The sequence below is a fragment of the Marinobacter nauticus genome (genome assembly GCF_003634635.1).
Taxonomy (GTDB): domain Bacteria; phylum Pseudomonadota; class Gammaproteobacteria; order Pseudomonadales; family Oleiphilaceae; genus Marinobacter; species Marinobacter nauticus.
The window spans coordinates 1-22,892 of the sequence record NZ_RBJB01000007.1 but is presented as its reverse complement, the minus strand read 5'-3'; the positions used below and the strand labels follow the sequence as shown (position 1 = coordinate 22,892).

Genomic DNA, 22,892 nt, shown 5'->3' with positions numbered 1-22,892 from the left:
CTTTTCCGAATTCGGTGGGGAGGTATACCCGCATATACAGGCGGGCATACCTTACAACTCAAACGTTAAGCCTGGATGTTACTCGGCGGCCGGAGCAGCGCCTGCAGCATCTTCGCTGACTTCAACAAACTCGTCAGCGCCAGCGCCGGCAGACTGGGAAGCTTCCAGACAGGTATCGGCAACGGCTTTCACGTAGATCTGGATAGCGCGGATGGCGTCATCGTTACCCGGGATTACGTAATCAACACCATCGGGATCGCTGTTGGTATCAACAACACCGATAACAGGAATACCCAGCTTGTTGGCTTCCTTGATGGCGATACGCTCGTGGTCTACGTCGATAACGAACAGGGCATCCGGCAGGCCACCCATATCCTTGATACCACCGATGGAGCGCTCGAGCTTATCCATCTCACGGGTACGCTCAAGGGCTTCTTTCTTGGTCAGCTTGTCGAAAGTACCGTCTTGGCTCTGAGCTTCCAGATCACGATAGCGACGGATAGACTGACGGATGGTCTTGTAGTTGGTCAGCATACCACCCAACCAGCGATGGTTAACGTAAGGCTGACCGGAACGCTGAGCTTCTTCCTTGATGATCTTGGAAGCCGCGCGCTTGGTACCAACAAACAGGATCTTGTTCTTGTTCTCAGCCAGAGACTGAATGAAGTTCAGCGCTTCATTCATGGCCGGAACAGTCTGCTCCAGGTTGATGATATGAATCTTGTTACGGGCGCCGAAGATGAACTTCGACATTTTCGGGTTCCAGTAGCGGGTCTGGTGACCGAAGTGAGCACCTGCCTTGAGCAGGTCACGCATATTTACCTGAGCCATGATATTTACCTTTTAGCTTCGGGTTAGTCCTCCACGCGTCCGATTGCCCCAACCAGCCTCCTTTAAACAGGAGCCGGCACCCTGGGACAACGTGCTGACACGTGTGTGAATTTGCCGGATTCGTTTCCGGCGGGCGCGTTTATACCATATCTGCCAGGCCAAACGCCATTATTTTTAGCCCCGGGCTATGGCCAGCATAGCCTGCTCCCCGCCTTGTACCTTATGTCGCCGCCCCTTAAAATGCCGGTTTGATACAAATCAACAGGAAGCCCGATGCAGGTAACTATCAAGACCCCCGAAGAGATTGAAAAGATGCGCGTGGCCGGTCGCCTGGCTGCCGAAGTTCTGGAAATGCTCGACGAACATGTCAAACCCGGCATCACCACGGAAGAGCTGGATCGCATTGCGCACGACTATATCGTCAACACACAGCAGGCAATCCCCGCTCCCCTGAACTACAAGGGCTTCCCCAAGTCTATCTGCACATCCGTCAACCACGTAATCTGTCACGGCATCCCGTCCGAGAAGAAGGTGCTGAAAGAAGGCGACATCATCAATATTGATGTCACCGTCATCAAAGACAGTTACCACGGCGACACCAGCAAGATGTGGATTGTGGGTAAGCCCAAGCCCGGCACCGAACGCCTGATCCAGATCACCCAGGAGTGCCTATATAAAGGCATTGAACTGGTGAAACCCGGAACTCGCCTGGGTGATATTGGCCACGTAATACAGCAGTATGCCGAGAAACACCGTTACTCCGTTGTCAGAGACTATTGCGGCCACGGCATTGGCAAAGTGTTTCATGAGGAGCCCCAGGTAATGCACTACGGCAAGCCCGGCACCGGCATGGAACTCAAAGAAGGCATGACCTTTACCATCGAGCCGATGATCAACCAGGGCAAATACCAGACCAAGCTACTGGCAGATGGCTGGACGGTGGTCACCAAGGATCACAAACTGTCGGCACAGTGGGAGCACACCATTCTGGTAACTGCCGATGGCTATGAGGTGCTGACCCGCCGATCGGAAGAGTCATTCTAAGTGGACCGAAGCGAGCTGGAATCCCGAATCAGTAACGACACCTCGCCGGTGTTTGCCGCACGCGAACTGTTGCGGGAAAGCTACAACGCTGATGCTGAGGCATTTCAGCAAGGCGCCGATGTCCGTGCCCTGGTTCTCGCCAGGGCCAACACCATCGACAAGGTTCTCCGGCTGATCTGGAACCGATACCCGTTCTCCCGCTCCGCTGACATTGCACTGGTGGCCGTGGGGGGGTATGGCCGGGGCGAGCTGCACCCTCATTCCGATATCGACCTGCTGATCCTGACCCGCAATGGCATAGAAGAGGACTGGCAGGAAGACCTGGGAGCGTTTGTCACCCTGCTCTGGGACCTCAAACTGGATATTGGCCACAGCGTTCGCAGCCTGGCGGAATCCATTCAGGCCGCCCGGGAAGACATCACCATTCTGACCAACCTGCTGGAAACACGCACGATCGCAGGCCCGGATGGTTTACGGGCCGAACTCAGTGAGATGGTGTATTCGGACGACGTTAGCTCCGATCGGGACTACTTCCTCGCCAAACGTGAAGAGCAGCAGCAACGTCACAAGAAGTACGGCGACACGGAGTACAATCTGGAGCCTAACGTCAAAGGCTCTCCTGGCGCCCTTCGGGATATCCAGACCATCGGCTGGATCACCAAGCGCCATTTCGGCCTGCAGAATATTGCCGACCTCACCCGCTTCAGCATCCTGACCGAAGAAGAGCACCAGATTCTGTACCAGGGGGAGACCTTCCTCTGGCGGCTCCGATTTGGCCTTCAACTGCTGGCCGACCGCAATGAAAATCGACTGTTATTTGACCACCAGCGCGCCCTGGCACAAATGCTCGGTTACCAGGACGAAGGTAAACGTCTGGGCGTAGAGCTGATGATGCAGCAGTACTACCGCACTGTGCTTGCACTGGCGGAGCTGGCCGACGTGATCCTGCAGTATTATGACGAAGCCATCATTGGCAGCGGCGGCGAAGATGAAATCCGCCCCCTGAACAAACGTTTCCAGGTTCGCAACCTTTACATTGAAGCGGTGAACAATCAGGTGTTCGCCTACGCCCCGTACGCGATCATGGAAATCTTCGTGCTGATGGCGCAACACCCGGAGATCAAAGGCATCCGGGCCACCACGATTCGCTCACTCCGGGCCCACAGGCATCTGATTGATGACGCGTTCCGGTCTGACTTGGCCGTCACTACGCTGTTTATGGAGCTGCTACGCACGCCCCACGCCCTGGACCAGACTCTGTCGGCCATGAAGAAGTACAACGTGCTGGGCCGCTACCTGCCGGAGTTCGGCCAGATCATCGGGCAGATGCAACACGACCTTTTCCATATCTATACGGTAGACGCCCACACCATGCGGGTGATCCGCAATATGGTGAGGCTCAACAGCACCGAGGCTCGAACCGAATACCCCCTGGCCTCCCGTCTGATCCACCGGCTGCCGAAACTGGAAACCCTGTTTATTGCCGGCCTCTACCACGACGTGGCAAAAGGCCGGGGCGGCGACCATTCCGAGCTTGGCGCCATTGATGCCGAAGCCTTTTGCGAGCGGCACCATCTCAGTGAACGGGACACCCAGCTGGTGTCCTGGCTGGTGGAAAACCACCTGCTGATGTCCATGACTGCCCAGCGCAAGGATATTTCCGACCCGGACATCATTCAGGCCTTTGCCCGCGCGGTACCCAGCCTCGCCCACCTGGACTATCTCTACATCCTCACGGTTTGCGATATCAGTGCCACCAATCCCAAACTGTGGAACACCTGGCGCGCGTCGTTGTTGCGCCAGCTTTATATAGAAACCAAACGGGCGCTGCGCCGCGGCACTGACAATCCGGTAGACCGGCAGTCCTGGATCCGGGCCACCCAGGAGGAAGCCAGGGAAATTCTCCACGCCCAGAATATGACCGACGAACAGATCGACCAGATCTGGAATACCGTGGACGACGAATACTTCCTGCAGGATTCCACTGTCGATATCGCCTGGCAAACAGCCGCCATCATTCGCCACGGCGACAACCCGGATCCTCTGGTGCTGATCCGGGACACCCGGGGTGGCCCGACTGACGGCTATTCCCAGATCATCATCTACATGAAAGATCGCGTCGCCCTGTTTGCCGCCACCACCGCTGTTCTGGAACAGCTGAACCTGAACATTGTGGATGCCCGCATCAATTCCACCGAAGGCCCCTATTCCATCAGCTCCTACGTGGTTCTGGATGACAAGGGCCAGCCGCTGGGTATCGACCCGGCCCGGAAGGAGCGCGTACGCAAGCGACTGATTGAAGAACTGGACGACCCGGAAGACTATCCGGACATCATCCATCGCAGAACGCCAAGGCAGTTGAAACACTTTGCGTTCCCGACCGAGGTGACCTTCTCCAACGACACCATCAATCAGCGCACGGTGATGGAACTGATCACGCCGGACCGCCCCGGTCTGCTGGCGCGGATTGGCCAGGTGTTGCTGGAGCACCGGGTGCGGCTGACCAACGCCAAGATTGCCACGCTGGGAGAGCGGGTTGAAGACGTGTTCTTCATCACCGACGAACAGGGCGAACCCCTGCGCGACCCGGGCGTGTGCCAGGCCCTGCAACAGGACCTCTGTAAAATGCTGGACGAGATTCAATGAACCCCAATCTGGAAAGACTTCACCCCTATCCCTTCGAGAAACTGGCCAAACTGAAGGCCGGCATTTCGGTGCCAGAACATCTGGCGCCCATCTCCCTGGGAATTGGTGAGCCCAAGCACCCATCGCCAGCCTTCGTAAAGGACGTTATTGCCGATAATCTGGATAAACTGGCGAATTACCCCACGACCAAAGGCACGGACGAACTTCGTAGCGCGATTGCCGCATGGGCAACCCACCGGTTTGCTCTTGCACCGGCGTCATTGGATCCGAACCGCCACGTGGTGCCCGTAAACGGAACCCGCGAAGCCATCTTCGCCCTGGTTCAGGCGGTTGTGGATGCTGGCAAACCCGCCACCGTGGTCAGCCCCAATCCTTTCTATCAGATCTACGAAGGCGCAGCCTTCCTGGCCGGCGCCACACCGGTTTATCTGCCCTGCGATGGCAGCAATGGCTTCATCCCGGACTTCGACGCCGTGCCCGAGTCGGTCTGGGAGAACTGCCAGATCCTGTTCCTGTGCTCACCCGGCAATCCGAGTGGAGCGGTGATTCCGAGGGAAACCCTGGTAAAAGTGATTGAACTGGCTGACCGGCACGATTTCCTGATTGCCTCGGACGAGTGCTATTCAGAGCTCTACCCGGACGAAGCCAACCCGCCGGAAGGCTTGCTGCAAACCTGCGCCGCCATCGGCCGCCACGATTTCAAGCGCTGTGTGGTGTTCCACAGCCTGTCCAAACGCAGCAACCTGCCGGGCCTGCGGTCCGGCTTTGTGGCCGGCGACGCCGAGGTACTGGCCGGCTACCTGAAATACCGCACCTACCATGGCTGTGCCATGCCTATACATAATCAACTGGCCAGTATCGCCGCCTGGAGCGATGAAGACCATGTGCGCGAAAACCGGGCCGCCTACCGGGCCAAGTTCGAGGCAGTCGTGCCCATTCTGCGCGAAGTGATGAACGTCGACTTCCCGGATGCCGGCTTCTACCTCTGGCCGGAGACGCCCATGGACGACGAAACTTTCGCCCGGGAACTGTCTGCCCGACAGAACGTACACGTATTGCCGGGCCGATATCTGTCGCGCACGGTAAACGGCCACAACCCGGGTGAAAACCGCGTGCGCATGGCGCTGGTAGCTCCCCTGGAGGAATGCGTTGAGGCCGCGAAACGTATCGTTGAGTTCGTAAAAGGTTTTAAACAATGAAGTTATATGGCATCCGCAACTGCGACACCGTCAAAAAGGCCCGGAAGTGGCTGGATGAACACGGCGTGGACTATGAGTTCCATGATTTCAAGAAAGACGGCCTGAGCAGCGAGAAGCTCAGCCAGTGGGAGCAGGCCGTTGGCTGGGAAACGCTCCTGAACAAACGCGGGACCACCTGGCGAAAACTTCCCGACGAGGTTCGTGATACCATTAGCGCCCAAAGTGCCCACCAGATCATGCTGGACAACCCCTCCATCATCAAGCGCCCTGTCGTCGAGCGCGGAGACGGCGTAAATGTGGGGTTCAACGCAGACGACTGGTCTGCGTGGCTGGGCTGAATTTTTCTGACTATTTAATGACAACAGGAGCAACCACCAGATGAGTTTTGCATTCGGTATCGGAATCGGCACCCAGAACAACCAGGGCGAATGGCTGGAGGTGTACTACCAGCAGCCGATCATGACACCCGACAGAGACCTGATCGACGTGGTTGAGTCTGCGCTGGACTATAAAGGTGGCAACCAGGCCATCAGCGTGAAAGCAGAACAACTGGCACAGTTTGCCAACGCCCTTCGCCAACTGGGCCGGACAGACCAGGCCAAACTGGCCGAGAAAGCGGCTGAGAGCAAGCGCCCCGTAGTAGTCACCGTACTGGCAACGGACGATACCGCTTCCAGCACGCCGGAGGTGTACCTGAAACTGCACCTGATTTCACACCGCCTGGCCAAGCCCCACAGCCTGAAGCTGGACGGCATTTTTGGTCTGCTGCCCAACCTGGCCTGGACTAACGAAGGCGCCATTGACCTGAATGAACTGCCGGAGCGGCAACTGCAGGCACGCCTGGAAGGCCGCATTCTGGAAGTGAAGTCGGTCGACAAATTCCCGCAGATGACCGATTACGTGGTGCCCAAGGGTGTACGTATTGCCGACACCGCCCGGGTACGTCTGGGTGCCTACGTAGGCGAAGGCACCACCGTCATGCATGAAGGCTTTATCAACTTCAACGCTGGTACCGAAGGCACCAGCATGATCGAAGGGCGCATCTCCGCCGGCGTGATGATCGGGAAAGGCTCCGACCTGGGTGGCGGCTGTTCCACCATGGGCACGCTTTCCGGCGGCGGCAACATCATTATTTCCGTGGGCGAGAACTGCCTGCTGGGCGCCAATGCCGGCATCGGCATCCCTCTGGGCGATCGCTGCACTGTTGAAGCTGGCCTGTACATCACCTCAGGCACCAAGGTGGCCCTGCTGGATGACCACAACAAACTGGTGGAAGTGGTAAAAGCCCGCGATCTGGCCAGCAAAAACGACCTGCTGTTCCGTCGCAACAGCCAGACCGGTGCGGTTGAGTGCAAAACCAACAAGACTGCCATTGAACTGAACGAAGAACTGCACGCCAACAACTAAGGCTGCAGCCCGCCACAGAACCCACCAACACCGGGGGTTCTGTGGTGTTATTCCCTCTACTCTTTTCTTATCGAACAGGTTTCCCTATGTCGCTCTCCCCCACCCTGGAACTTGCCAAGGAACTTATCCGCCGCCAATCCGTAACGCCGGACGACGCGGGCTGCCAGGAACTCATGATGTCACGCCTGGCGCCGCTGGGTTTCAGTGGGGAAAACCTGCGCTTTGGCGAAACCGACAACCTGTGGGCAAGAAAGGGCAACAATGGGCCTGTTCTGGCATTTGCCGGCCACACCGACGTGGTACCCACCGGCCCCGAGAAAAACTGGGCTCACCCGCCGTTTGACCCGACCATCAAGGACGGCTACCTGCACGGTCGGGGCGCTGCGGACATGAAGGGAAGCCTGGCAGCCTTCATCACCGCCTGTGAACGCTTTGTGGCCAACCACCCGAATCATCGGGGCTCGATTGCCCTGCTGATCACCAGCGATGAGGAAGGCCCGGCTCAGGATGGTACCGTGAAAGTGGTGGAAACTCTCGAAGCCCGCAATGAGAAAATGGACTGGTGCCTGATTGGCGAACCTTCCAGCACCCATCAGGTCGGGGATGTCATCAAGAATGGCCGGCGCGGCTCCCTTCACGGATACCTCACCGTTCACGGCGTTCAGGGCCACGTGGCCTACCCGCATCTGGCCGAGAATGCCGTCCACAACGTTGCACCGGCACTGGACGCGTTGGCCAAGGAATTCTGGGACAACGGCAACGACTTCTTCCCGCCTACCACCTTCCAGATAACTCGTGTCGAGGCCGGCGTCGGCAGCAATATTGTGCCCGGGGAGTGCCTGGTGCACTTCAACTTCCGTTACTGCACCGAGAACACCGCGGAAAGTCTGGAAGAAAGAGTGGTCGCTATCCTGGACCGGCACAACCTGAAGTACGACCTGCAATGGCACCTCAGTGGCCGGCCATTCCTGACCGACAAAGGCGCGCTGGTATCAGCCGCACAGAATGCCATTCGAACCGTGACTGGCCGTGAAACAGAACTGTCTACGTCCGGCGGCACCTCAGACGGTCGCTTCATTGCGCCCACCGGTGCCCAGGTGGTCGAACTCGGCCCGATCAACGCCACCATTCACAAAGTGGACGAGTGTGTGAAGGCTGAGGATCTGGACACGCTGTCCGAGATCTACGAACAGATCCTGGTCGAGCTGCTGGCATAAAGAATCGAACCAGAGGCTCACAATGAGCCTCTGATCAATAATGCGGCGGGGGTGTTTCCTCTTCTTCCCGCCGGATATTGGACGGCGAGATATCCTTGAGTTGCTTGTGCAGCATTTTCTTGGCGTCCCACAGTTCCCGAATGTCCATCTCCTGCTTGGCGACCTGATCACTCAACGTGTTGATCAGCTCATCCTGGAACGCAAGTCGCATTTCCAGTTCTGCCAGTCGTTCTTCCAGGGAGTTTTTGCTCATGAGGTTTGGTCAGCCCTTTCTGTAATCTGGTATCATGCCGCCTTTTACCGCCTGCGGCCGGGATAATCAGTTTTCCCGGGGTTGGCGGCGTTCACCGGCCAGACATGCCATGTTACCCGATGTCCGGCTTTTTATCGTCAGTGTTAAACCATGGAGAATAACCAACCAATGCGTAATCCAGCCAAAGCGATCCTTGTTGCCATTCTGATCGCGATTCCGGCACCGTTTGTACTCGGCCTTCTGCTTACCACCACTCCGGAACCCCTGAAAATCCTGGCGTTGGGCCAGGGCCTGGAAGCTCTGGGCAGCCAGGGTGGCATAGCGGCCTATCTGTTCGCGTTTGTTGTCTTTGCCGTTGCCGCCTTTGTTGCGATTGCACTCGCCGGCAAGCAGCCTGCCGCCAGGAACTCAGCCGCGCGCAAGGCAGCACCTCGCAGTGCCCAGCCCAGCAATCAGTATGACGACGAAGAAGACGATTTTGACGACAGCACTCCTGAAGGTAACGAGGAAGGCACCGTCAAGTGGTTCAACGTCAAGAAAGGCTTCGGCTTTATCGTTCGTGACAGTGGCGACGAGATCTTTGTGCACTTCCGCGCCATCCGTGGCCGTGGTCGCCGCGTGCTTCGCCAGGGCCAACTGGTGCGCTTCAACGTGGTTGAGGCAGACAAAGGCCTGCAGGCAGACAACGTGTCTATCCTGAGCGACTGAGACAGCTCCCGCACGCGCCAATAAAAAAGCAGCCTCTCGGGGCTGCTTTTTTGTTTCAAGCCGAAAACCTTGGCTGTCAGTTCCAGACCACCAACTGCTCGCCGCGATGATCCAGCCGCCACCACTTATCGTCCTCCACCGGGTCCCCTTCTTTCCAGTCTCCCGGGCTGCAGCGGATTTCAGTATCCATTGCCCGCCAGGCACTGCGGGCGCAATCCAGGTCGCTGTTCCAGGGCAGCTCATCGCCTTCCATCACCAATGAAGTGAAACGCTTGCCGAAAGCGCCTGGATACAGCGTGATGCGCACCCGCGCGCCGCTATACCTGGCCATGCCCTTCACCACCGAACTGACGTCGGTATCGTCCAGCTGTAATTCGTCCAGTTGGCCTTCCAGCCAGTTGGAGACCGCAGCCGGTTCAAGGTCACGAATGTAGATTTCCAGATCCTGCACCCAAGGATTCTCCCTGCAGTTGTTCGCAATGTCGCACATAGTGAACCGGCCCGGGCCTCGCTGCAACCCATCGCTCCAGTTCCTCGCGCAGATCGTCCACCAGCAATCGTCGGAGCGTGCCGGCCCGCTTGCGCTCGTGCCAGAGAACATCGGCCGCCGCCTGTTCAATCATCAGGACCTCCGCCTTATGCTCCGGGAAATGGCAATCTTCTCCCCGAGCCAGTGCAACCAGAGACTGCCGGTGCCACACCTCTTTTTCGCCCTCCAGTGCCGCCGCCGACACCGAGCCACGACTGGCAAACAAGTCCAGCCGGGCGGCAGCTCGCCGTACCCACTGCAGCATGCCACCAGGAGTGCTGACACAGCTGCTTTGTCGGGAAGCCGCATATTCGAGAGCTGCCTGGGAAACCTGAATATTCCAACGCTTTTCGATTGCCGGTTGATGTGCGGTGAGTACCGCCCTCCGCTGACGGACGCTCACCGGAGGCAACTCCAGAACCTCAGGTTCACGCCCCAGCAACTGCCCCAACCGAACGACACCGCTGGAATCCGTTATCGAATCACGACCAATCAGCAGGATTGGCCCAGACCAGCCGGAAACCAGATCCCGGATCAGGCCCAGCGGCTCGGCTATCAACGTCAGCAAATCGGCGGGGCTGACATTGTCCAATACCAGCGCAGGCCAATGCTCAGAGGACGAATCACCTGACGGTAAAACCGGTTGATCACAGGCCAGCACTTCGGACTCCCGGCGAGGATCAACCTGAACCCAGGCCAGGCCAGGAGTGCTCTGGAGCGAGTGCAGCCAGGCCGACTTGCCGGCACCCCTCGGCCCCCGAACCCAAATCAGTGCTTCGGGATTGGCCGCCAGGGCAACCGCAACATCTTCCGCCAGCGCGAGCCATTCTGGTTCCGCAATCGATACCGGCGCAACGAAACGGGCATCGGAGGTGGGCACAGGCACGTCATGTGCCGAGGGCCAGTAGGTCACAAGCTCGAGTACAGCCACATAGGCTTTATCCTGAAGCCGCTCACACTGGGACGTCAGGGCTTTCAGAAGCAAGGGCCAATCGAGCCAGGGGACCTCTGCCGACTCGCGGGCAGAGGCAATCCAATAGATCAACTGGGAGGACAGATCACCGTCTCCGACCACCTCGGTCACGATGGGCTGCTCACCCTGAATGGTGCGAACGAGTTCGTCCAGATCGATACTCTGGCGTTGCAAAAACGGGGGAATCGCGGGGATGGCATCGAGCAATGCCAGCAGAAAATCTTCGGCAGTAATCACAGAACCGCCCCGGCGCCCAACATTTTCTCGGGCCATCAACAGCGCGGTCTGACACTCCGGAGACAGACATCCTTGCCAATCTTCCATCGGGGCATCTCCTTCCTTGGCTTACGGGCATCGTCCTGATGCCACCTGAACAGCCCGGAATTCTAGAACCGTGTCACGAATGTGACAACGACCAACGCCCGTTTCTGTGAACCGGACAGCCCCTACAATGGTCTTAGGCGCCCGCACCCGGCCACTGAGGCGGCATAATGAACACCCGGCTGCCCTCTACCCAACGATCAGATTCCAGCCGCCTGTTCAAAACGGCAAACAACTGGGGTATCCCGGCGCTCTTCACCCGATCAAGCGCCGCCCTCGCCGATGCTGTATCCGGCGCAGCCGATTGAGCCCAGGGGCCGATCCAGTCCGGCTTGAACAGGGGCACCCAGCCAGAGATATTCTCCTGCCGGGCCTGATCAAGCCTCATCCAGTGACCTTTCAGATGCTCCCTCGGCACCTGTGCCGGCGCTTCAGGCAGCGTTTGAGCAACCGGATAGAACAGATAGCCTGGCATGAAAATTCGTGGCGTTACCGTTTCGCAGACACCAACACTGGCCAGCAAGCCCTGGGTTTCTGGTCGCTGGCACAAGCGGCTTTGGTGATTCAGCAGGCGCTCAGTTTTCAGATCCAGCCGATCCCGGGCATTGGGTCCGTACCACCGGACCTGATTTGCCTCGGTTACGAAGCCGAGATAGAACTTGATGGCAATTTCGTGGTGCTCCAGTTGGCCGGAGCACCGGTTGCGAACCAGAAAATCCAGCTCACCCAGCGTTCGCCCCTCGGCCTGAACCTGCTGATTCTGCAGTACAATGTCCCAACCCAACAGATCCCGCAGTAACACCTCATACAGGCGCTCGAAATAGTGGCCAAGCCGACGCTCCGGCGTTTCCGTCAACCGCGCAGGCAGGGTATCAGGGTTCCGCTCCCACCGTTTCAACGTCTCCAGGAATTCCGGGGGCAGATGGGCGGCAGGATCGAAACTGAGCTCATGCCTTAACAGCTGAGGCGACAGACACAACCAGGCCAGATGCCGGACCGCCGGCACCTCAAACGCCTGCAACGTCTCGGTAATCTCGTTTTTAGTCATTGCCGAAGAATACCGTAAACTGTGGGGTATACAATTCAGAACCTGACCAGCCAAGGAGCACCTTATGCAATACCTGCACACCATGATCCGGGTGAGCAACCTGGACGACACGCTGCACTTCTTCTGCGATTTGCTGGGCATGGTAGAAATCAGTCGTAAAAGCAACGAAAAAGGTCGCTTCACCCTGGTGTTCCTCGCCGCCCCGGACGATGAAGCCCGGGCCAGGGAAGACAAGGCACCCATGATCGAACTGACCTACAACTGGGACCCAGAGGAATACACAGGAGGCCGCAACTTCGGCCATCTGGCCTACCGCGTGGACGATATCTACGCCCTGTGCGAGAAACTCCAGGCCAACGGCGTCACTATCAATCGCCCACCCCGGGATGGCCATATGGCGTTCATCAAGACGCCGGACGGGATTTCCATTGAGTTGCTGCAGAAAGGCGATGCGCTACCGGCTCGGGAGCCTTGGGCGAGTATGGAGAATGTGGGGAGTTGGTAAAGCAACTTCGATTCTGTAATGGCGCCGGTTTTCGGTCCAGCCATTACAGAATCGAGCGTGTTATCAAATCGGCCATGCATCGGCCGGGCGCAGCTTTCGGTACTCCGCCATCGAGATCTTGCCCAACTGCGGTGTGAGCCTGCATTTGCGTTTATCCCATGGGTATTCCATCTGCCGCTTCAGCCATTCCTTGCCCTCTCCTTCCTTCCAGGTTTCCAAATCCAGATCACGCCAGAAGCGAGGGTTGCGGCCGGTGCGCCGGTCATGCTCAGCGGTAACTGAGTCCAGATGTCTGAATGGTTCCAGCCTTGGCACATCCGGCAGGGGCTGAGAGGTATCCATGTAGCGTTGAAGCATATCCCATAGCGCCATTACCTCTTCTTTCGTGGGTTCTACCCGGCTCAGGGACGTCTGGCTGAATTGTTTGGCGGTGTAACGATGCACGAACATCAAGCGATAGAAGATCCCACCGGCTTCTATCACCCGCTCAACATAGGCATCGAACTCCTCAAAGGGCGCTGTCAGTTTCTTGCCGCCCGGCATAGCAAAACTTACCTGGCCGGTTTCTCGGCTGAAGTAGCTTTCGCCCGCTTTAAGGCTTCGATCCATTATCCTAGAAAGGCCCTTTTCGAACGGTTTTAATAGAAAGGTAGCGGCGCTCATAACCCAAGGTAAGGTTTTTATGATTAGAAACATAGATAGAGCTATCCAACCCAAAACCACTCCGAGGCCTAAAAGTGATTTTAGTTCGTCAGAGAGCTCAACCTTGGAAGCATAATGTAAGAGCATCATCCCTCCACCAACCAAAACAAGCCCGCCCCAAAGATAAGGGATTAGCAGCTGTGCGGCTGAAAGACCAATGAATGCCTTGCCGTTCAGAAAACGAATTCGACCCTGACTCCACCACCAATCACCGGACTGAAATGCCTCTGGGCCACATTTGTCCTGGTGGTGAACAGCTTGCACATCCTCACAAACGCGGTAATAAGGTTGAATACCTGCGTAGTCACCCACTGGCTGCAAATCTTGGCCGAGACGTCGCCTGTTGTTTCTAGGCTCAGGGAGCAACGGAGACTCCTCCATCCCCTCAACTGCTCTCGACATCGTCACCAACCGTGTTTTTTCTGGCTGCCGGCGCAATGAATGTCATATCTTTGGTGCGAGTGCTCATGTAATTGAATCTGAACCGGTCTGGCAAAGGAGCTGATGTGCGACTGAACTCAAAGATAAAATCGCCGTTTCTCTCGTGGGGAGGCATTACTTCAAGCCCCTGAATCAGTTCAGCTGCCATCGCTTTTGCGCCGCGGGGCGGGTTCTTCATGGCACCCAGAACGGAGTCGAAAGCGGAATGGGTCATGCGCAGACCAAACTGAGCTACCGGCTCTCCCGATTCGTCGACGGGATAGCCCATGAGCATGGGGCGAGCCCCTGGCGGTGTTCCGCCGGTCTCGGATACCCGAATACGTACCATTTCATCGCGTCACTCTTCAATAATCAGTTTGAGCCCGGCGTTCTCTAGTTCAATCGCCTTATCCTTCTTATCAAGAAGGACCGAGTACTCTTGGTCTGGTACGGTTACTTGAGCATCGAATTCAATCACATCAATCGACCTCAACTGTTCATCGGTCATTCCCATACGAAGGAAGGGCATTCTCGCGCTGGCTGCGTTGCCACCGATCGAAGGTTTGAGGACTCTGAAGTCCGGATTCGGCATTGTGTTTTCCACTACCGGCTCGCCATCAGCATCCAGCAACCGAACACTGTTTACCGGATGAATCGTTGCGGTTTGAAGATTGGAGGAATTCAGCTTTGACTCAACCCCAACGGCTCGTCCATAGCGGTAATCAACCGGTTCCGTACCAAACCAAAGCAGGGTTTGCTGGATCTCATTGAGGGAGGTCTCCACCGGTTCCGGGCTGAAGGGGGGTGTGAAGTAGTCATTAAAGACGGTGTTCGAGGTATCGATGGGGCGAGCCTGCATCGATATTTTCGCCATAGACATCAGTCTGTCGGTGTCTGGCCCTGGATCAACCTCTGACTGCCTGACCTTCAAGTGACTGGTAATCTGAAAGGTTACCCCTTGATGCTCTTCTTCAGTACTGATCTGAACACTAGCCTGCCTCGGCCAGCCTGTTGCACGTTCAAGTTCGAGGTAGCCAGCAGCACTAAAGCTATTTGGGGTTGAATCTTCATCGGCCGGCAGGTCTTGCTCTCCGACGGGTGCAAATTCCAGGGTCACCGTCTGACTATCCAACCGAGTAACTTCGAACTGCATTCCCTGAAGGGTTGCGCCACTCCATTCTTGATTCTCAGTCTGCCACGATAATCCAATCGCCAGATCTTCATTCGGAAACTGGCCAGGATACCAAGGAAAAATACTCAGGCTGCGAAGAAGTAGAGTCTGCAGGACTTCTGGCCGATCACTAATGCTCTTCAGGGCATCCGGATTCTGGTAAGTACTTTCTTTGATCACGCCATGAACACTTACCTGCTCAACAACTCCAGACCGCAAAAAATCGACCAGAAGTTTTTCACCACTGCTTCGTGGCTCGCCCGACTCGGTGTCTACAAGTGTCCGCCCACGTCCTCGTTCCACAACTTTCACAGCGGCGGACTGGAGCTCAACCAACCCAGCATCCACACCAAGCACTTCGCTGCGCAAAACGCTCGTCATCCTGTTAACCGACCCACCTCTGCCAGACACCCCAATTTCTGTGGTCTGGTCGATCGCAAAATATCGGATATCTCCCACTGGGGGATTAAACAGCAGGGCTTCCTTGTTAATCGCCGGAGGCGTTTCAGAGAACCAGAAATAGCCGGTAACAGCCAAAATGAGAGCGCAGATCAGCGCACCAATGAATTTCATCGTTTTATTCCTTTCCTTGGATTTTTGAATCCCTCAGGATTCTTTTTTAAATCAATGTTCAAGTCGATTTGAACAGTTGGGCAGTAATTACCATACGATCATTGCTGCACGGCGTTTTTGCCCGTTACCGCAAAATGCGGACAAGTTTTCATGTAAAGCTGACCCAACATCCTCAGGGTATATTCAGCTCCTGAAGCTCAGGAAGTGTGACATTCAACGCTCTTAGCTCATCGCCCCAATGATCGATCGCCAAACGATAGAATTCCTCAAAAAATAGGCGGTAGTTATCTATCTCCCAATCAAAAGGCAGGCAAAAGCAATGGTCTTCATTCAGCTCGAAAACGGACTTGAAATCGTAACCCGGCTCTCCCAGCGCCTCCACGAGACGCTCAAAAAGTACTTTCTTATGCTCTGCAGTAAGAGACTTAACCCGCGGCCCATCAAAAAAGAGCTGTTCTAATAGAAAGCGAATCTGTTTTCGATCATTGGGATCAAACCTGTTGAGGTACTCCCCAAGTGATTCTTCCCTATCATATATATCAAACTCACCGAGAAAGAACGCCAGAGATGGTTTGAATGTGCAGTTGCTATTGGGATATATCAGGCTCATTTGCTTTCAACCTGAATTAAATGACGAATTCCACCCATGGCTCCTAAGAGCCGAAGCATCCAGTATTCCCGTTTGATCTGATACGCCAAAGCAACGAGGTAAAACTCAGGCGTACCCAATGAGCAGCATGTTTAAACTGTTCAGCTTACTCTTTCTCAGAGTTGACCTGAGACCACATTCCTTTGAAAGGTGGATCGGGCTCAACGAGCCGCCATATCTGGCCGCATCTCTGACACTCAAACCAAGCTTCCATGAGGCCTCCTACTCCCCCAAGAGTTTTTAATACCGGGACTTCTCTAAAAAAATCAACATTTTTAATTTCAGCATTAAACTGATCGAATTCAGAGAAATCATGGAAACCACCCGGCACTCGATATTGATGACAAACGCAGCTTGTCATTGCAAAGACCCTTCCCCAATTTTCCATTCAGGCATGACACCAGTGTCTTTCACCAATAACTGACTTCCACCGCCGACCCAGGCACCTCCCTGCGATCCCACTTCACCCAAATATATACGAGTTCCCTTGGGTATTGTCGCGGTCGAGTATCTTGTCGCCTGTTGCCTCTGCAGAGGATTATCCCGCATTCCACCCCACTCAGGCAGCAACGCTGAGTCAATTCTACTTTTCAGGCTTCCCGTCGGCTCTTCGAGCGACCAAAATGCTCCAAACTCCCGCGATTGACCGGGATGCCAAGCACGATGAACTACAAGGTCATCCAAGAGTTCTATTTCTGCGTAGCGTCCACCAGAGAATGTCGCAGCCAGTGAATCTTGAAATTCTTTTCGAGTTACAGAATTTGCACTTAAAGGTCCATTGTCCAATAAGCTATATTCACTCACCACCTTCCCGTTAACGGAAGATACGATCTGACTATACTTGTTCGGTGGAACGGGAGTCTGATCAGGTGAACTTTTTTCTACTGACACCAACCCCAACGGATCCACCCACCCCGTCGGATTAGGCACATACTGATAATTATTCAACCCGCCCGCAAGACCAATCGGATCCGGCGTAATGAATCGACCGGTATTCGGGTTGTAGTATCGATGCCGGTTGTAATGCAGGCCGGTTTCCGGGTCGTGGTACTGGCCCTGGAACCGGAGCGGGTTGTCGATTTCTGCGACTTGCTGCTGAACCACATTCCCGTAGGCGCGGTAGGTCACCGACCACACGAGTTTGCCCTGCTGGTTGGTCAGTTCCTGGGGCGTTCCCAAATGGTCCAGGTGGTAATAATAGACTTCGGCTTGTTCCGGGCCATGGCCATCTACCAGCGCCAGGGGTTTGAAGCTGTCGGGTTCGTACAGATAGGTGCGGTACTGATCGCCGGTTTCTTCGGCAATCAGGCGATCGCCCTGCCAGAGGAATTCGGTTCGTGTCAGGCCGTTGGTTTTGGCGATACGGCGGCCGAAGGCATCGTACTCGTAGTGCCAGATGCTGCCATCCGGTGTGGTGACGCTCGTGAGCCGGTGCTCGCAGTCGTAGGTATACCGGGTGACCAGTTTCCGGCCTTTGCCTAGACGTTCCTCAATCAGGTTGCCGAATTCGTCGTATTCGTAGTGACTGTCACCGTGCATGGTAAGCCGGTTACCGCGCACATTGGCAGATTGACCGCTTGAAGCCCCCAGGTTTTGCTCCAGGAGGTTGCCAGCCGGGTCGTGTATGAGTTGCTCATAGAGATCGCCCCGCACGCCCACCAAACGATCCATCGGGTCGTAGACGTATTGTCTGAGACCTTTGCGGCTGTCCTGGATGCTTTTGAGGTTGCCGTTGGGATCATACTGGTAGTCGCGCTGGGCGCTGATATCCTTGAGGCGGCCCTGATGAATCCGGTGCTGGGTCAGGCGACCTTCGTCATCATATACATAGGCACTCAGCAGCTCACCCTGTTGCCGTTCGACTTCCTCGCCGGTGGACGCCATTCGGTGGCGAGTCAGCGGTTGGCCATTCAGGTCGATGCCTGACAACAACCCGGCTGTGTCCCGGTGGTAAGCCAGCGCCTGGCCGTCCGGCAGTACCATTTCGTTGAGGCGATCAAATTCATCATAACGATAACGAAGGCTCGCCCAGCCCTGATGTTCGGTTTTCAACAAACCGAATTCGTCGTACTCGAAAGCCAACGGCCAGTGGCCATCATCAACCCCGATCAGTTTGCCGTCCGCGTTATAGCCGTACAGAATCTCGCGGCCATCGGGTAGTGTCTTCTTCAGCAACTGGCCGAGTTCATCCCGCTCATAGGTGGTGGTTTGCAGGACCTCACTGGAAGTGCCGTACTCAGCCTTCTCCGTCAGATGGCCATTCAGGTCATACTGGTAAGCGGTGCGACGGCCATCAAACGCAGTCTCCTGTTTGACCAACCCGTTCGGGTAATAGTCGATGCGGTAGGCTTCACCCCGCTCATTTTCGATGTGAGTCAGCAGGAACCGGTGATGATCATAACGGTAACGAAGCTCGCTGCCGTCCGGGTTGATGCGACGAGTAAGCAGGTGAAGGTTGTTGTCATACTCGTAACGGGTTTCCCGCCCTTGCTCATCAACGAAACGGGTGACCTTGTTGTAGGCATTGTACTGATAACGACGAGACCGGTTGCCTGAGAGGACTTCCTCTATAACTCGTCCAAGGCCATCGTATCGGTATCGGGTAATGGCACCCCGGGCGTCCTTCTTGGCCAGAAGCTGGCCAAACTCATCGTAGCGGTATTGGTAGAACGCCCCGGTGGGAGTAGTTTCCTCAATCAGCTGGCCCTGGCTGTTCCAGCCCCACTTGTGAGCGCGACCGTCCGGCAGATCAACCTGAGTGAGCTGGCCCTGAGGGCTGTAGGTGTACCGGGTAATTCGTCCTTTTGGGTCGGCTTCGCGGGCCAGGTCACCGTGCCGGGTGTAATCAAACTTCCAGGTCTGGCCATTGCGATGGATTTCTGCAATGCGCCCCTTTCGATAGGTAAACAAAATGGGCTGGCCGTCCGGGCCAGTTTTGCTCTGGAGTCGCCCACTCTTGTCGTACTGGTATTCTGTCCGGCCCCCCATGGGGTCGATGGAGACTTTTAACCGCCCCTGTTCGTCGTATTCACTCAGGTGTTTGGCGCCGTCCGGGTCTACTTTCTCCTGCAGTTGTGCGGTGCCATCGTAACGCCAGATTTCCCGGCTACCGTCGACGTAGCTAACGGTACAGGTGTGGTTTTCATCATCCCACTCAAAGCGGGTATCGACCTGGGCACTATCCCCCCACTGATGAACACAGCGACCGGTTGGCAGGTTTTCGTCCCACGCGAGATAGAAGCTGTAACCGCCGGCAAGGTGCCGGTGAGTAAGCATATGGTGTTCATAGCCATAACGCTCAGTGCCGCCCTCAGCATCCTCAGCGCCGATCAGGTCATCGCTGTCGTCGTAGGTGTAACTGCGCTCAGTCCGCAGTGACTGCCACTGGTAGCCAGTATCGGTCAGCTCCCTGCGCAACAGGCGAACCGATGTGAGGCGGCTACCCTCGAAATCAAATGCCAGCGCATTGCCCGAGTCGTTGCTCAGGCGTTCAAGCTGGCCGTGCAGGTTGTAACCAACCTTGAGAGTGTTGCCATATCGATCGGATATCCGAACAAGCTGGCCCGAGCTTCCCGACCGGAGAAAGTGATAGCGAAGCGATTTTTCACCCGCACAGACAACAACCTCGTCGCCGTCCCGCCAGGCCGCCATGCCTGCTCGGGAATTGATACCGACAGGTGCGCTCTCCAATTCCGGAAGGCGGGTGTTTTTGCCCTCGTGGTCATGCCAGGTGATGCCACCATCGTCGAAAGTCAGGGCGTGATTCAGGCTATGGCGCCAGCCATAGCCCATATCCAGACGCCGGTCGCTGCTACCGGATCGGTATACCCGTTTGAACTCGAATGGAAGAGCACCAACCAGGCGCGCGTCCGTCAGTTCCAGTACTTCCTCACCGGTGACGGTGCTGATGGGATCAGCGACGTTTTCGGTGGATTCGTTATCCTGGGTGGCACGCCCCTGGTCGGTCTGTGAGGGTGAAGACTCGTCTCTTACCGGCGTTGAATCCGCCTCACTGGTTGCTCCGTGGTCACGCCCCGATGTCTGAAGATTGGCGACCTGGTCGTTGTCGGCCATTTCCTGATACACAGCATTACGGTTTCTGACATCCACCCCCGGCTGGGTACGTGATGAGTCAAGACGGCCAGAGCCAGCCAACTGGATAGCCCTGTGGTTGGTTCCTATGTTCTCCATAAAATCCTGGAACTCTCGGGCAAACTGCCCCAGAAACTCCCCAAGGATGTTTTTACTCGCACGGGCACTGTCCGCGACATTCATGGCGCCCGCCACGGCTTTGCTGCCAATTCGAGCACCGTATTTGGCTGCGAGCCCGGCGCCACCGGTAATGATAAGGCCGACCACCACATCGAACAGAATCTGGCCAACCAGCTCCCCGGAGACTTCAGCCACCTGGGTGGGAGACAGCAAACGGAAGTACTGTCTGACCGTGTACATCACCAGGAAAAGGAAAACCTCGTCATTGGCCACAAGGCACGCCTTGAGATAGGCGTCGTCGGCCTTTTTAAGGTTTTCCATCTGCTCACGCAGATCGTCTGGCAGATTGCTGAAATCGTGATCCAGCAACCCACAAATCACATCGTAGATTCGACGGATGTCGTCCAGAACAGCGGTGAATCCGTCCGCAATCCCCTCCTGAAACCGGGCATAGACGGCCGCAGCCTGAACAGTTGAACTCATGCTCAGATAGCTTTCCCACTCCTGGCGAGCACCGTTATTCCAGGTGTTTTCAAGCAATGAACAACATCGCTCGATAAAGCTCTCGTAGGTTTGGTACAGCGCATCCATGTCCGCACTGGAAACGTCCGGCGCCAGAACCACCCGATACTCTTTGCCCGGTGCAACGGGAACTTCCGCAATACCATTCACATCAGTGGTGCCGCTGTGAACGGTTTCCCAGTCATCGAAGATCCAGCCGGTGTTCTCCTGGATCTGAAACCGCGTGGAGGGAATCGGCGTCTTGCATACGTTCTCATGGAAGTGAGCAATTTTGATTGTCCGCTGCTCCTCACAAGGAGCGACAGTTGCCGAGACAACCTCATCATCACTGACACTCTCCCGGCTTGCCTCTCCATTCACCTCCAGGACCTGTTCATGCCCCATGAAGATCGATGAAAACCAGCCTTCGCGCCAATCTTCGTAAGTCTTGGCCAACGATTCCCGCAGCTCACGGGTGATCGCATTGATGTCGGGCAATCCATCAGACGCCTGTTGAGACTCTCGAAGAGCCGTCCTTGACTCGATCATTGATTCATCCTTTATCTACGAGAGCCCATTGACGCTTCTTGCATCAGGGCCTGGTGTATCGATTGAAGTTGTGATGGCGCCAGCTCGGTAGGCACATTACTCTGGCATAACCGCCTCACGTGACGTTCAACTTTCCGGCGGGCAACCGGCTCCGGGTACCGGCTCAACGGAGATGGCCTGGTTTTGGCCAAGACGGCCATGGTATTGCCGACCAATTGATCCCAGCACAGAGCCGCTACCTTTTTCTGGGCCTCCGATGGCAGCGAGAACCAGGGAAACGACGGCACCGGGCTGGCTGCTTCGGGACAACCGGGATGATAAATGGTTTCCCCCGAGGGCAGAACAATGGCCTCAATGGGCCCCATCAGGTTCGCACGGCCGGCTTCATCAAGATTGTGCAGAATCTGGCCGAAGAACCGGGCCGCCCAGTAGCGGAAGAACACTTCGTGCCCATCCGCCAGCGTTATCTTGGTGAGACTTCGAATATGGCCGAACACATCATCAAACGGAGCTCGGCTTATCAGTCCCCAGCCCCAATCCTCACTGTGGGACTCTTCAACCCAATCTATAAATGCACTGGCCGTGTTGATTTGCGCAAGGAACGGCATTACGTCATGCCACGCTGCGTATGGTGTTCCCATGAACAGCGGCAACGCCGTAAGCCCATCGGTGCGGAAGAAATTCTGAACCGGCTTCGACTCGCTGGTGCCACTGAGGACGACGTAAGCGCTTCCTGTTTCACCAGGCTGTTGCGTAAGAGCATCCAGTGCCGCCCGGAATCCCTTGGCCTCAGACATTGCACACGCCATCCTGGCAGGCGACGCACTCTTCACAGAACGGCGCATCCGTCATCAGGTTCTGATACTGGGCTCTGGTCAGTGGCACTTCTGCCAGTTCAACAGGATCAATCACCTTGGCAGGCTCTGCTTCCAGCACCTGAGGAACCCCTGGCATTACCGCTCCCTGCCCCGAACCACTCCCCGGGCTGCCCCCAGAATTGATCTTGATCCCCGGCCCACTCAAGGTCACGCCGCTGGGGTCCAGCTTGATAAAACTTCCACCCCCGGAAATTGTCAGCTCTGCCCCGGCATCCAGAACCACCTTGGCACCGGCCTTGTGATGCACTTCGGTGCCGGCTTCCGAGGCCATGGTGCGGGCGGTTTTCTGATGGTAGGTGCCGGCCACGGTCTGACTGCAGTCTGCGCCAACGGACAGCCGGTTTTCGCCGTCGGTGGTGCAATGATCCGCCGCTTTGATGTGGCTGAACTGGTGGTTCTCCACCGTCAGGTAGCTGTCGTTCCTGATGACTTCGGTACGGTTGTTTTCCGTCATCAGGTCCAGGTCTTTCTGGGCGTGCACGTAGATCTGCTCTTCGCCCGCTTCGTCTTCAAAGCGCAGTTCGTTGCTGCCCTCGCCCTTGTGGGTTTTGGTCTT

General features: G+C 56.2%; 20 protein-coding genes. 8 read left to right on the top strand and 12 right to left on the bottom strand.

Going from position 1 to position 22,892, the window contains the following annotated elements; all coding sequences use genetic code 11:
* Positions 1 to 78: 78 nt before the first annotated feature.
* Positions 79 to 831 (bottom strand): 30S ribosomal protein S2, encoded by a 753-nt coding sequence (rpsB, locus tag C7436_RS17650; protein WP_011786007.1) that lies wholly within the window; start codon positions 829 to 831, stop codon positions 79 to 81.
* Positions 832 to 1,104: 273 nt separating this feature from the next.
* Between rpsB and map the strand changes: the two genes are divergently transcribed.
* The 6 genes from map to dapE all read left to right on the top strand — a co-directional run bounded on the left by map (position 1,105) and on the right by dapE (position 8,344).
* The gene (gene map / locus C7436_RS17645; protein ID WP_011786008.1) at positions 1,105 to 1,875 is read left to right on the top strand and encodes a type I methionyl aminopeptidase; all 771 of its coding nucleotides are present in this window, start codon (positions 1,105 to 1,107) and stop codon (positions 1,873 to 1,875) included.
* Entirely contained in the window at positions 1,876 to 4,521 is a 2,646-nt protein-coding gene (locus tag C7436_RS17640; RefSeq protein ID WP_011786009.1) for a [protein-PII] uridylyltransferase, read from the top strand.
* Positions 4,518 to 5,720: a succinyldiaminopimelate transaminase gene (gene dapC / locus C7436_RS17635; RefSeq protein ID WP_121208622.1), complete on the top strand. Its 1,203-nt coding sequence runs from the start codon at positions 4,518 to 4,520 to the stop codon at positions 5,718 to 5,720. The genes C7436_RS17640 and dapC overlap by 4 nt, the downstream gene beginning before the upstream one ends.
* Positions 5,717 to 6,058, top strand: a complete 342-nt coding sequence (locus C7436_RS17630; protein ID WP_121208621.1) for an ArsC family reductase — start codon at positions 5,717 to 5,719, stop codon at positions 6,056 to 6,058. Before dapC ends, C7436_RS17630 begins: the two co-directional genes overlap by 4 nt.
* Before the next feature lie 40 nt (positions 6,059 to 6,098).
* Positions 6,099 to 7,127, top strand: a complete 1,029-nt coding sequence (dapD, locus tag C7436_RS17625; RefSeq protein WP_011786012.1) for a 2,3,4,5-tetrahydropyridine-2,6-dicarboxylate N-succinyltransferase — start codon at positions 6,099 to 6,101, stop codon at positions 7,125 to 7,127.
* A gap of 86 nt (positions 7,128 to 7,213) precedes the next feature.
* On the top strand, positions 7,214 to 8,344 hold the full coding sequence (gene dapE / locus C7436_RS17620; RefSeq protein ID WP_121208620.1) for a succinyl-diaminopimelate desuccinylase: 1,131 nt from the start codon (positions 7,214 to 7,216) through the stop codon (positions 8,342 to 8,344).
* A 34-nt stretch (positions 8,345 to 8,378) separates the two neighbouring features.
* Here the strand turns inward: dapE and C7436_RS17615 are convergent, their stop codons facing one another.
* On the bottom strand, positions 8,379 to 8,597 hold the full coding sequence (locus C7436_RS17615) for a SlyX family protein (protein WP_011786014.1): 219 nt from the start codon (positions 8,595 to 8,597) through the stop codon (positions 8,379 to 8,381).
* Between the two features lie 168 nt (positions 8,598 to 8,765).
* Between C7436_RS17615 and C7436_RS19065 the strand changes: the two genes are divergently transcribed.
* On the top strand, positions 8,766 to 9,305 hold the full coding sequence (locus C7436_RS19065) for a cold-shock protein (RefSeq protein ID WP_114435021.1): 540 nt from the start codon (positions 8,766 to 8,768) through the stop codon (positions 9,303 to 9,305).
* Between the two features lie 76 nt (positions 9,306 to 9,381).
* Here C7436_RS19065 and C7436_RS17605 read toward each other — a convergent pair whose 3' ends face one another.
* The 3 genes from C7436_RS17605 to C7436_RS17595 form a co-directional block, all read right to left on the bottom strand.
* Positions 9,382 to 9,756: a hypothetical protein gene (locus tag C7436_RS17605; protein ID WP_011786016.1), complete on the bottom strand. Its 375-nt coding sequence runs from the start codon at positions 9,754 to 9,756 to the stop codon at positions 9,382 to 9,384.
* Positions 9,728 to 11,131, bottom strand: a complete 1,404-nt coding sequence (locus tag C7436_RS17600; RefSeq protein WP_121208619.1) for a hypothetical protein — start codon at positions 11,129 to 11,131, stop codon at positions 9,728 to 9,730. Before C7436_RS17600 ends, C7436_RS17605 begins: the two co-directional genes overlap by 29 nt.
* A 133-nt stretch (positions 11,132 to 11,264) precedes the next feature.
* Positions 11,265 to 12,176, bottom strand: a complete 912-nt coding sequence (locus tag C7436_RS17595; RefSeq protein WP_170155447.1) for a DUF1853 family protein — start codon at positions 12,174 to 12,176, stop codon at positions 11,265 to 11,267.
* A 64-nt stretch (positions 12,177 to 12,240) separates the two neighbouring features.
* Here C7436_RS17595 and C7436_RS17590 point away from each other — a divergent pair, with 64 nt between their 5' ends.
* The gene (locus C7436_RS17590) at positions 12,241 to 12,681 is read left to right on the top strand and encodes a VOC family protein (RefSeq protein WP_022991536.1); all 441 of its coding nucleotides are present in this window, start codon (positions 12,241 to 12,243) and stop codon (positions 12,679 to 12,681) included.
* A 63-nt stretch (positions 12,682 to 12,744) separates the two neighbouring features.
* Here the strand turns inward: C7436_RS17590 and C7436_RS17585 are convergent, their stop codons facing one another.
* The 7 genes from C7436_RS17585 to C7436_RS17555 form a co-directional block, all read right to left on the bottom strand.
* Positions 12,745 to 13,695, bottom strand: coding sequence for a hypothetical protein (locus C7436_RS17585; protein ID WP_211329893.1), 951 nt, complete (start codon positions 13,693 to 13,695; stop codon positions 12,745 to 12,747).
* A 73-nt stretch (positions 13,696 to 13,768) separates the two neighbouring features.
* Complete coding sequence (locus tag C7436_RS17580; protein ID WP_147423447.1) at positions 13,769 to 14,152, bottom strand: hypothetical protein; 384 nt, start codon at positions 14,150 to 14,152, stop codon at positions 13,769 to 13,771.
* Positions 14,153 to 14,161: 9 nt separating this feature from the next.
* Positions 14,162 to 15,547 carry a hypothetical protein gene (locus C7436_RS17575; RefSeq protein ID WP_121208616.1) on the bottom strand — a complete coding sequence of 462 codons (1,386 nt, stop codon included), beginning with the start codon at positions 15,545 to 15,547 and terminating at the stop codon, positions 14,162 to 14,164.
* A gap of 172 nt (positions 15,548 to 15,719) precedes the next feature.
* Entirely contained in the window at positions 15,720 to 16,157 is a 438-nt protein-coding gene (locus tag C7436_RS17570) for a hypothetical protein (RefSeq protein WP_121208615.1), read from the bottom strand.
* 396 nt (positions 16,158 to 16,553) lie between these two features.
* The gene (locus tag C7436_RS17565; RefSeq protein WP_228198192.1) at positions 16,554 to 21,458 is read right to left on the bottom strand and encodes an RHS repeat-associated core domain-containing protein; all 4,905 of its coding nucleotides are present in this window, start codon (positions 21,456 to 21,458) and stop codon (positions 16,554 to 16,556) included.
* Between the two features lie 11 nt (positions 21,459 to 21,469).
* On the bottom strand, positions 21,470 to 22,255 hold the full coding sequence (locus C7436_RS17560; RefSeq protein WP_121208614.1) for a DUF4123 domain-containing protein: 786 nt from the start codon (positions 22,253 to 22,255) through the stop codon (positions 21,470 to 21,472).
* A partial coding sequence (locus C7436_RS17555; RefSeq protein ID WP_410110937.1) for a bacteriophage T4 gp5 trimerisation domain-containing protein occupies positions 22,248 to 22,892 on the bottom strand: 645 nt, incomplete at its 5' end. The genes C7436_RS17555 and C7436_RS17560, both read right to left, overlap by 8 nt.

Excerpts from the sequence above, each read along its gene's own strand:
- C7436_RS17580 (WP_147423447.1), bottom strand. The coding sequence starts at position 14,152 with ATGGTACGTATTCGGGTATCCGAGACCGGCGGAACACCGCCAGGGGCT.
- C7436_RS17570 (WP_121208615.1), bottom strand. The coding sequence starts at position 16,157 with ATGAGCCTGATATATCCCAATAGCAACTGCACATTCAAACCATCTCTG.
- rpsB (WP_011786007.1), bottom strand. The coding sequence starts at position 831 with ATGGCTCAGGTAAATATGCGTGACCTGCTCAAGGCAGGTGCTCACTTC.
- C7436_RS17590 (WP_022991536.1), top strand. The coding sequence starts at position 12,241 with ATGCAATACCTGCACACCATGATCCGGGTGAGCAACCTGGACGACACG.
- dapE (WP_121208620.1), top strand. The coding sequence starts at position 7,214 with ATGTCGCTCTCCCCCACCCTGGAACTTGCCAAGGAACTTATCCGCCGC.
- C7436_RS17600 (WP_121208619.1), bottom strand. The coding sequence starts at position 11,131 with ATGGAAGATTGGCAAGGATGTCTGTCTCCGGAGTGTCAGACCGCGCTG.
- dapD (WP_011786012.1), top strand. The coding sequence starts at position 6,099 with ATGAGTTTTGCATTCGGTATCGGAATCGGCACCCAGAACAACCAGGGC.
- C7436_RS17565 (WP_228198192.1), bottom strand. The coding sequence starts at position 21,458 with ATGATCGAGTCAAGGACGGCTCTTCGAGAGTCTCAACAGGCGTCTGAT.
- C7436_RS17595 (WP_170155447.1), bottom strand. The coding sequence starts at position 12,176 with ATGACTAAAAACGAGATTACCGAGACGTTGCAGGCGTTTGAGGTGCCG.
- dapC (WP_121208622.1), top strand. The coding sequence starts at position 4,518 with ATGAACCCCAATCTGGAAAGACTTCACCCCTATCCCTTCGAGAAACTG.
- C7436_RS19065 (WP_114435021.1), top strand. The coding sequence starts at position 8,766 with ATGCGTAATCCAGCCAAAGCGATCCTTGTTGCCATTCTGATCGCGATT.
- map (WP_011786008.1), top strand. The coding sequence starts at position 1,105 with ATGCAGGTAACTATCAAGACCCCCGAAGAGATTGAAAAGATGCGCGTG.
- C7436_RS17575 (WP_121208616.1), bottom strand. The coding sequence starts at position 15,547 with ATGAAATTCATTGGTGCGCTGATCTGCGCTCTCATTTTGGCTGTTACC.
- C7436_RS17560 (WP_121208614.1), bottom strand. The coding sequence starts at position 22,255 with ATGTCTGAGGCCAAGGGATTCCGGGCGGCACTGGATGCTCTTACGCAA.
- C7436_RS17615 (WP_011786014.1), bottom strand. The coding sequence starts at position 8,597 with ATGAGCAAAAACTCCCTGGAAGAACGACTGGCAGAACTGGAAATGCGA.
- C7436_RS17630 (WP_121208621.1), top strand. The coding sequence starts at position 5,717 with ATGAAGTTATATGGCATCCGCAACTGCGACACCGTCAAAAAGGCCCGG.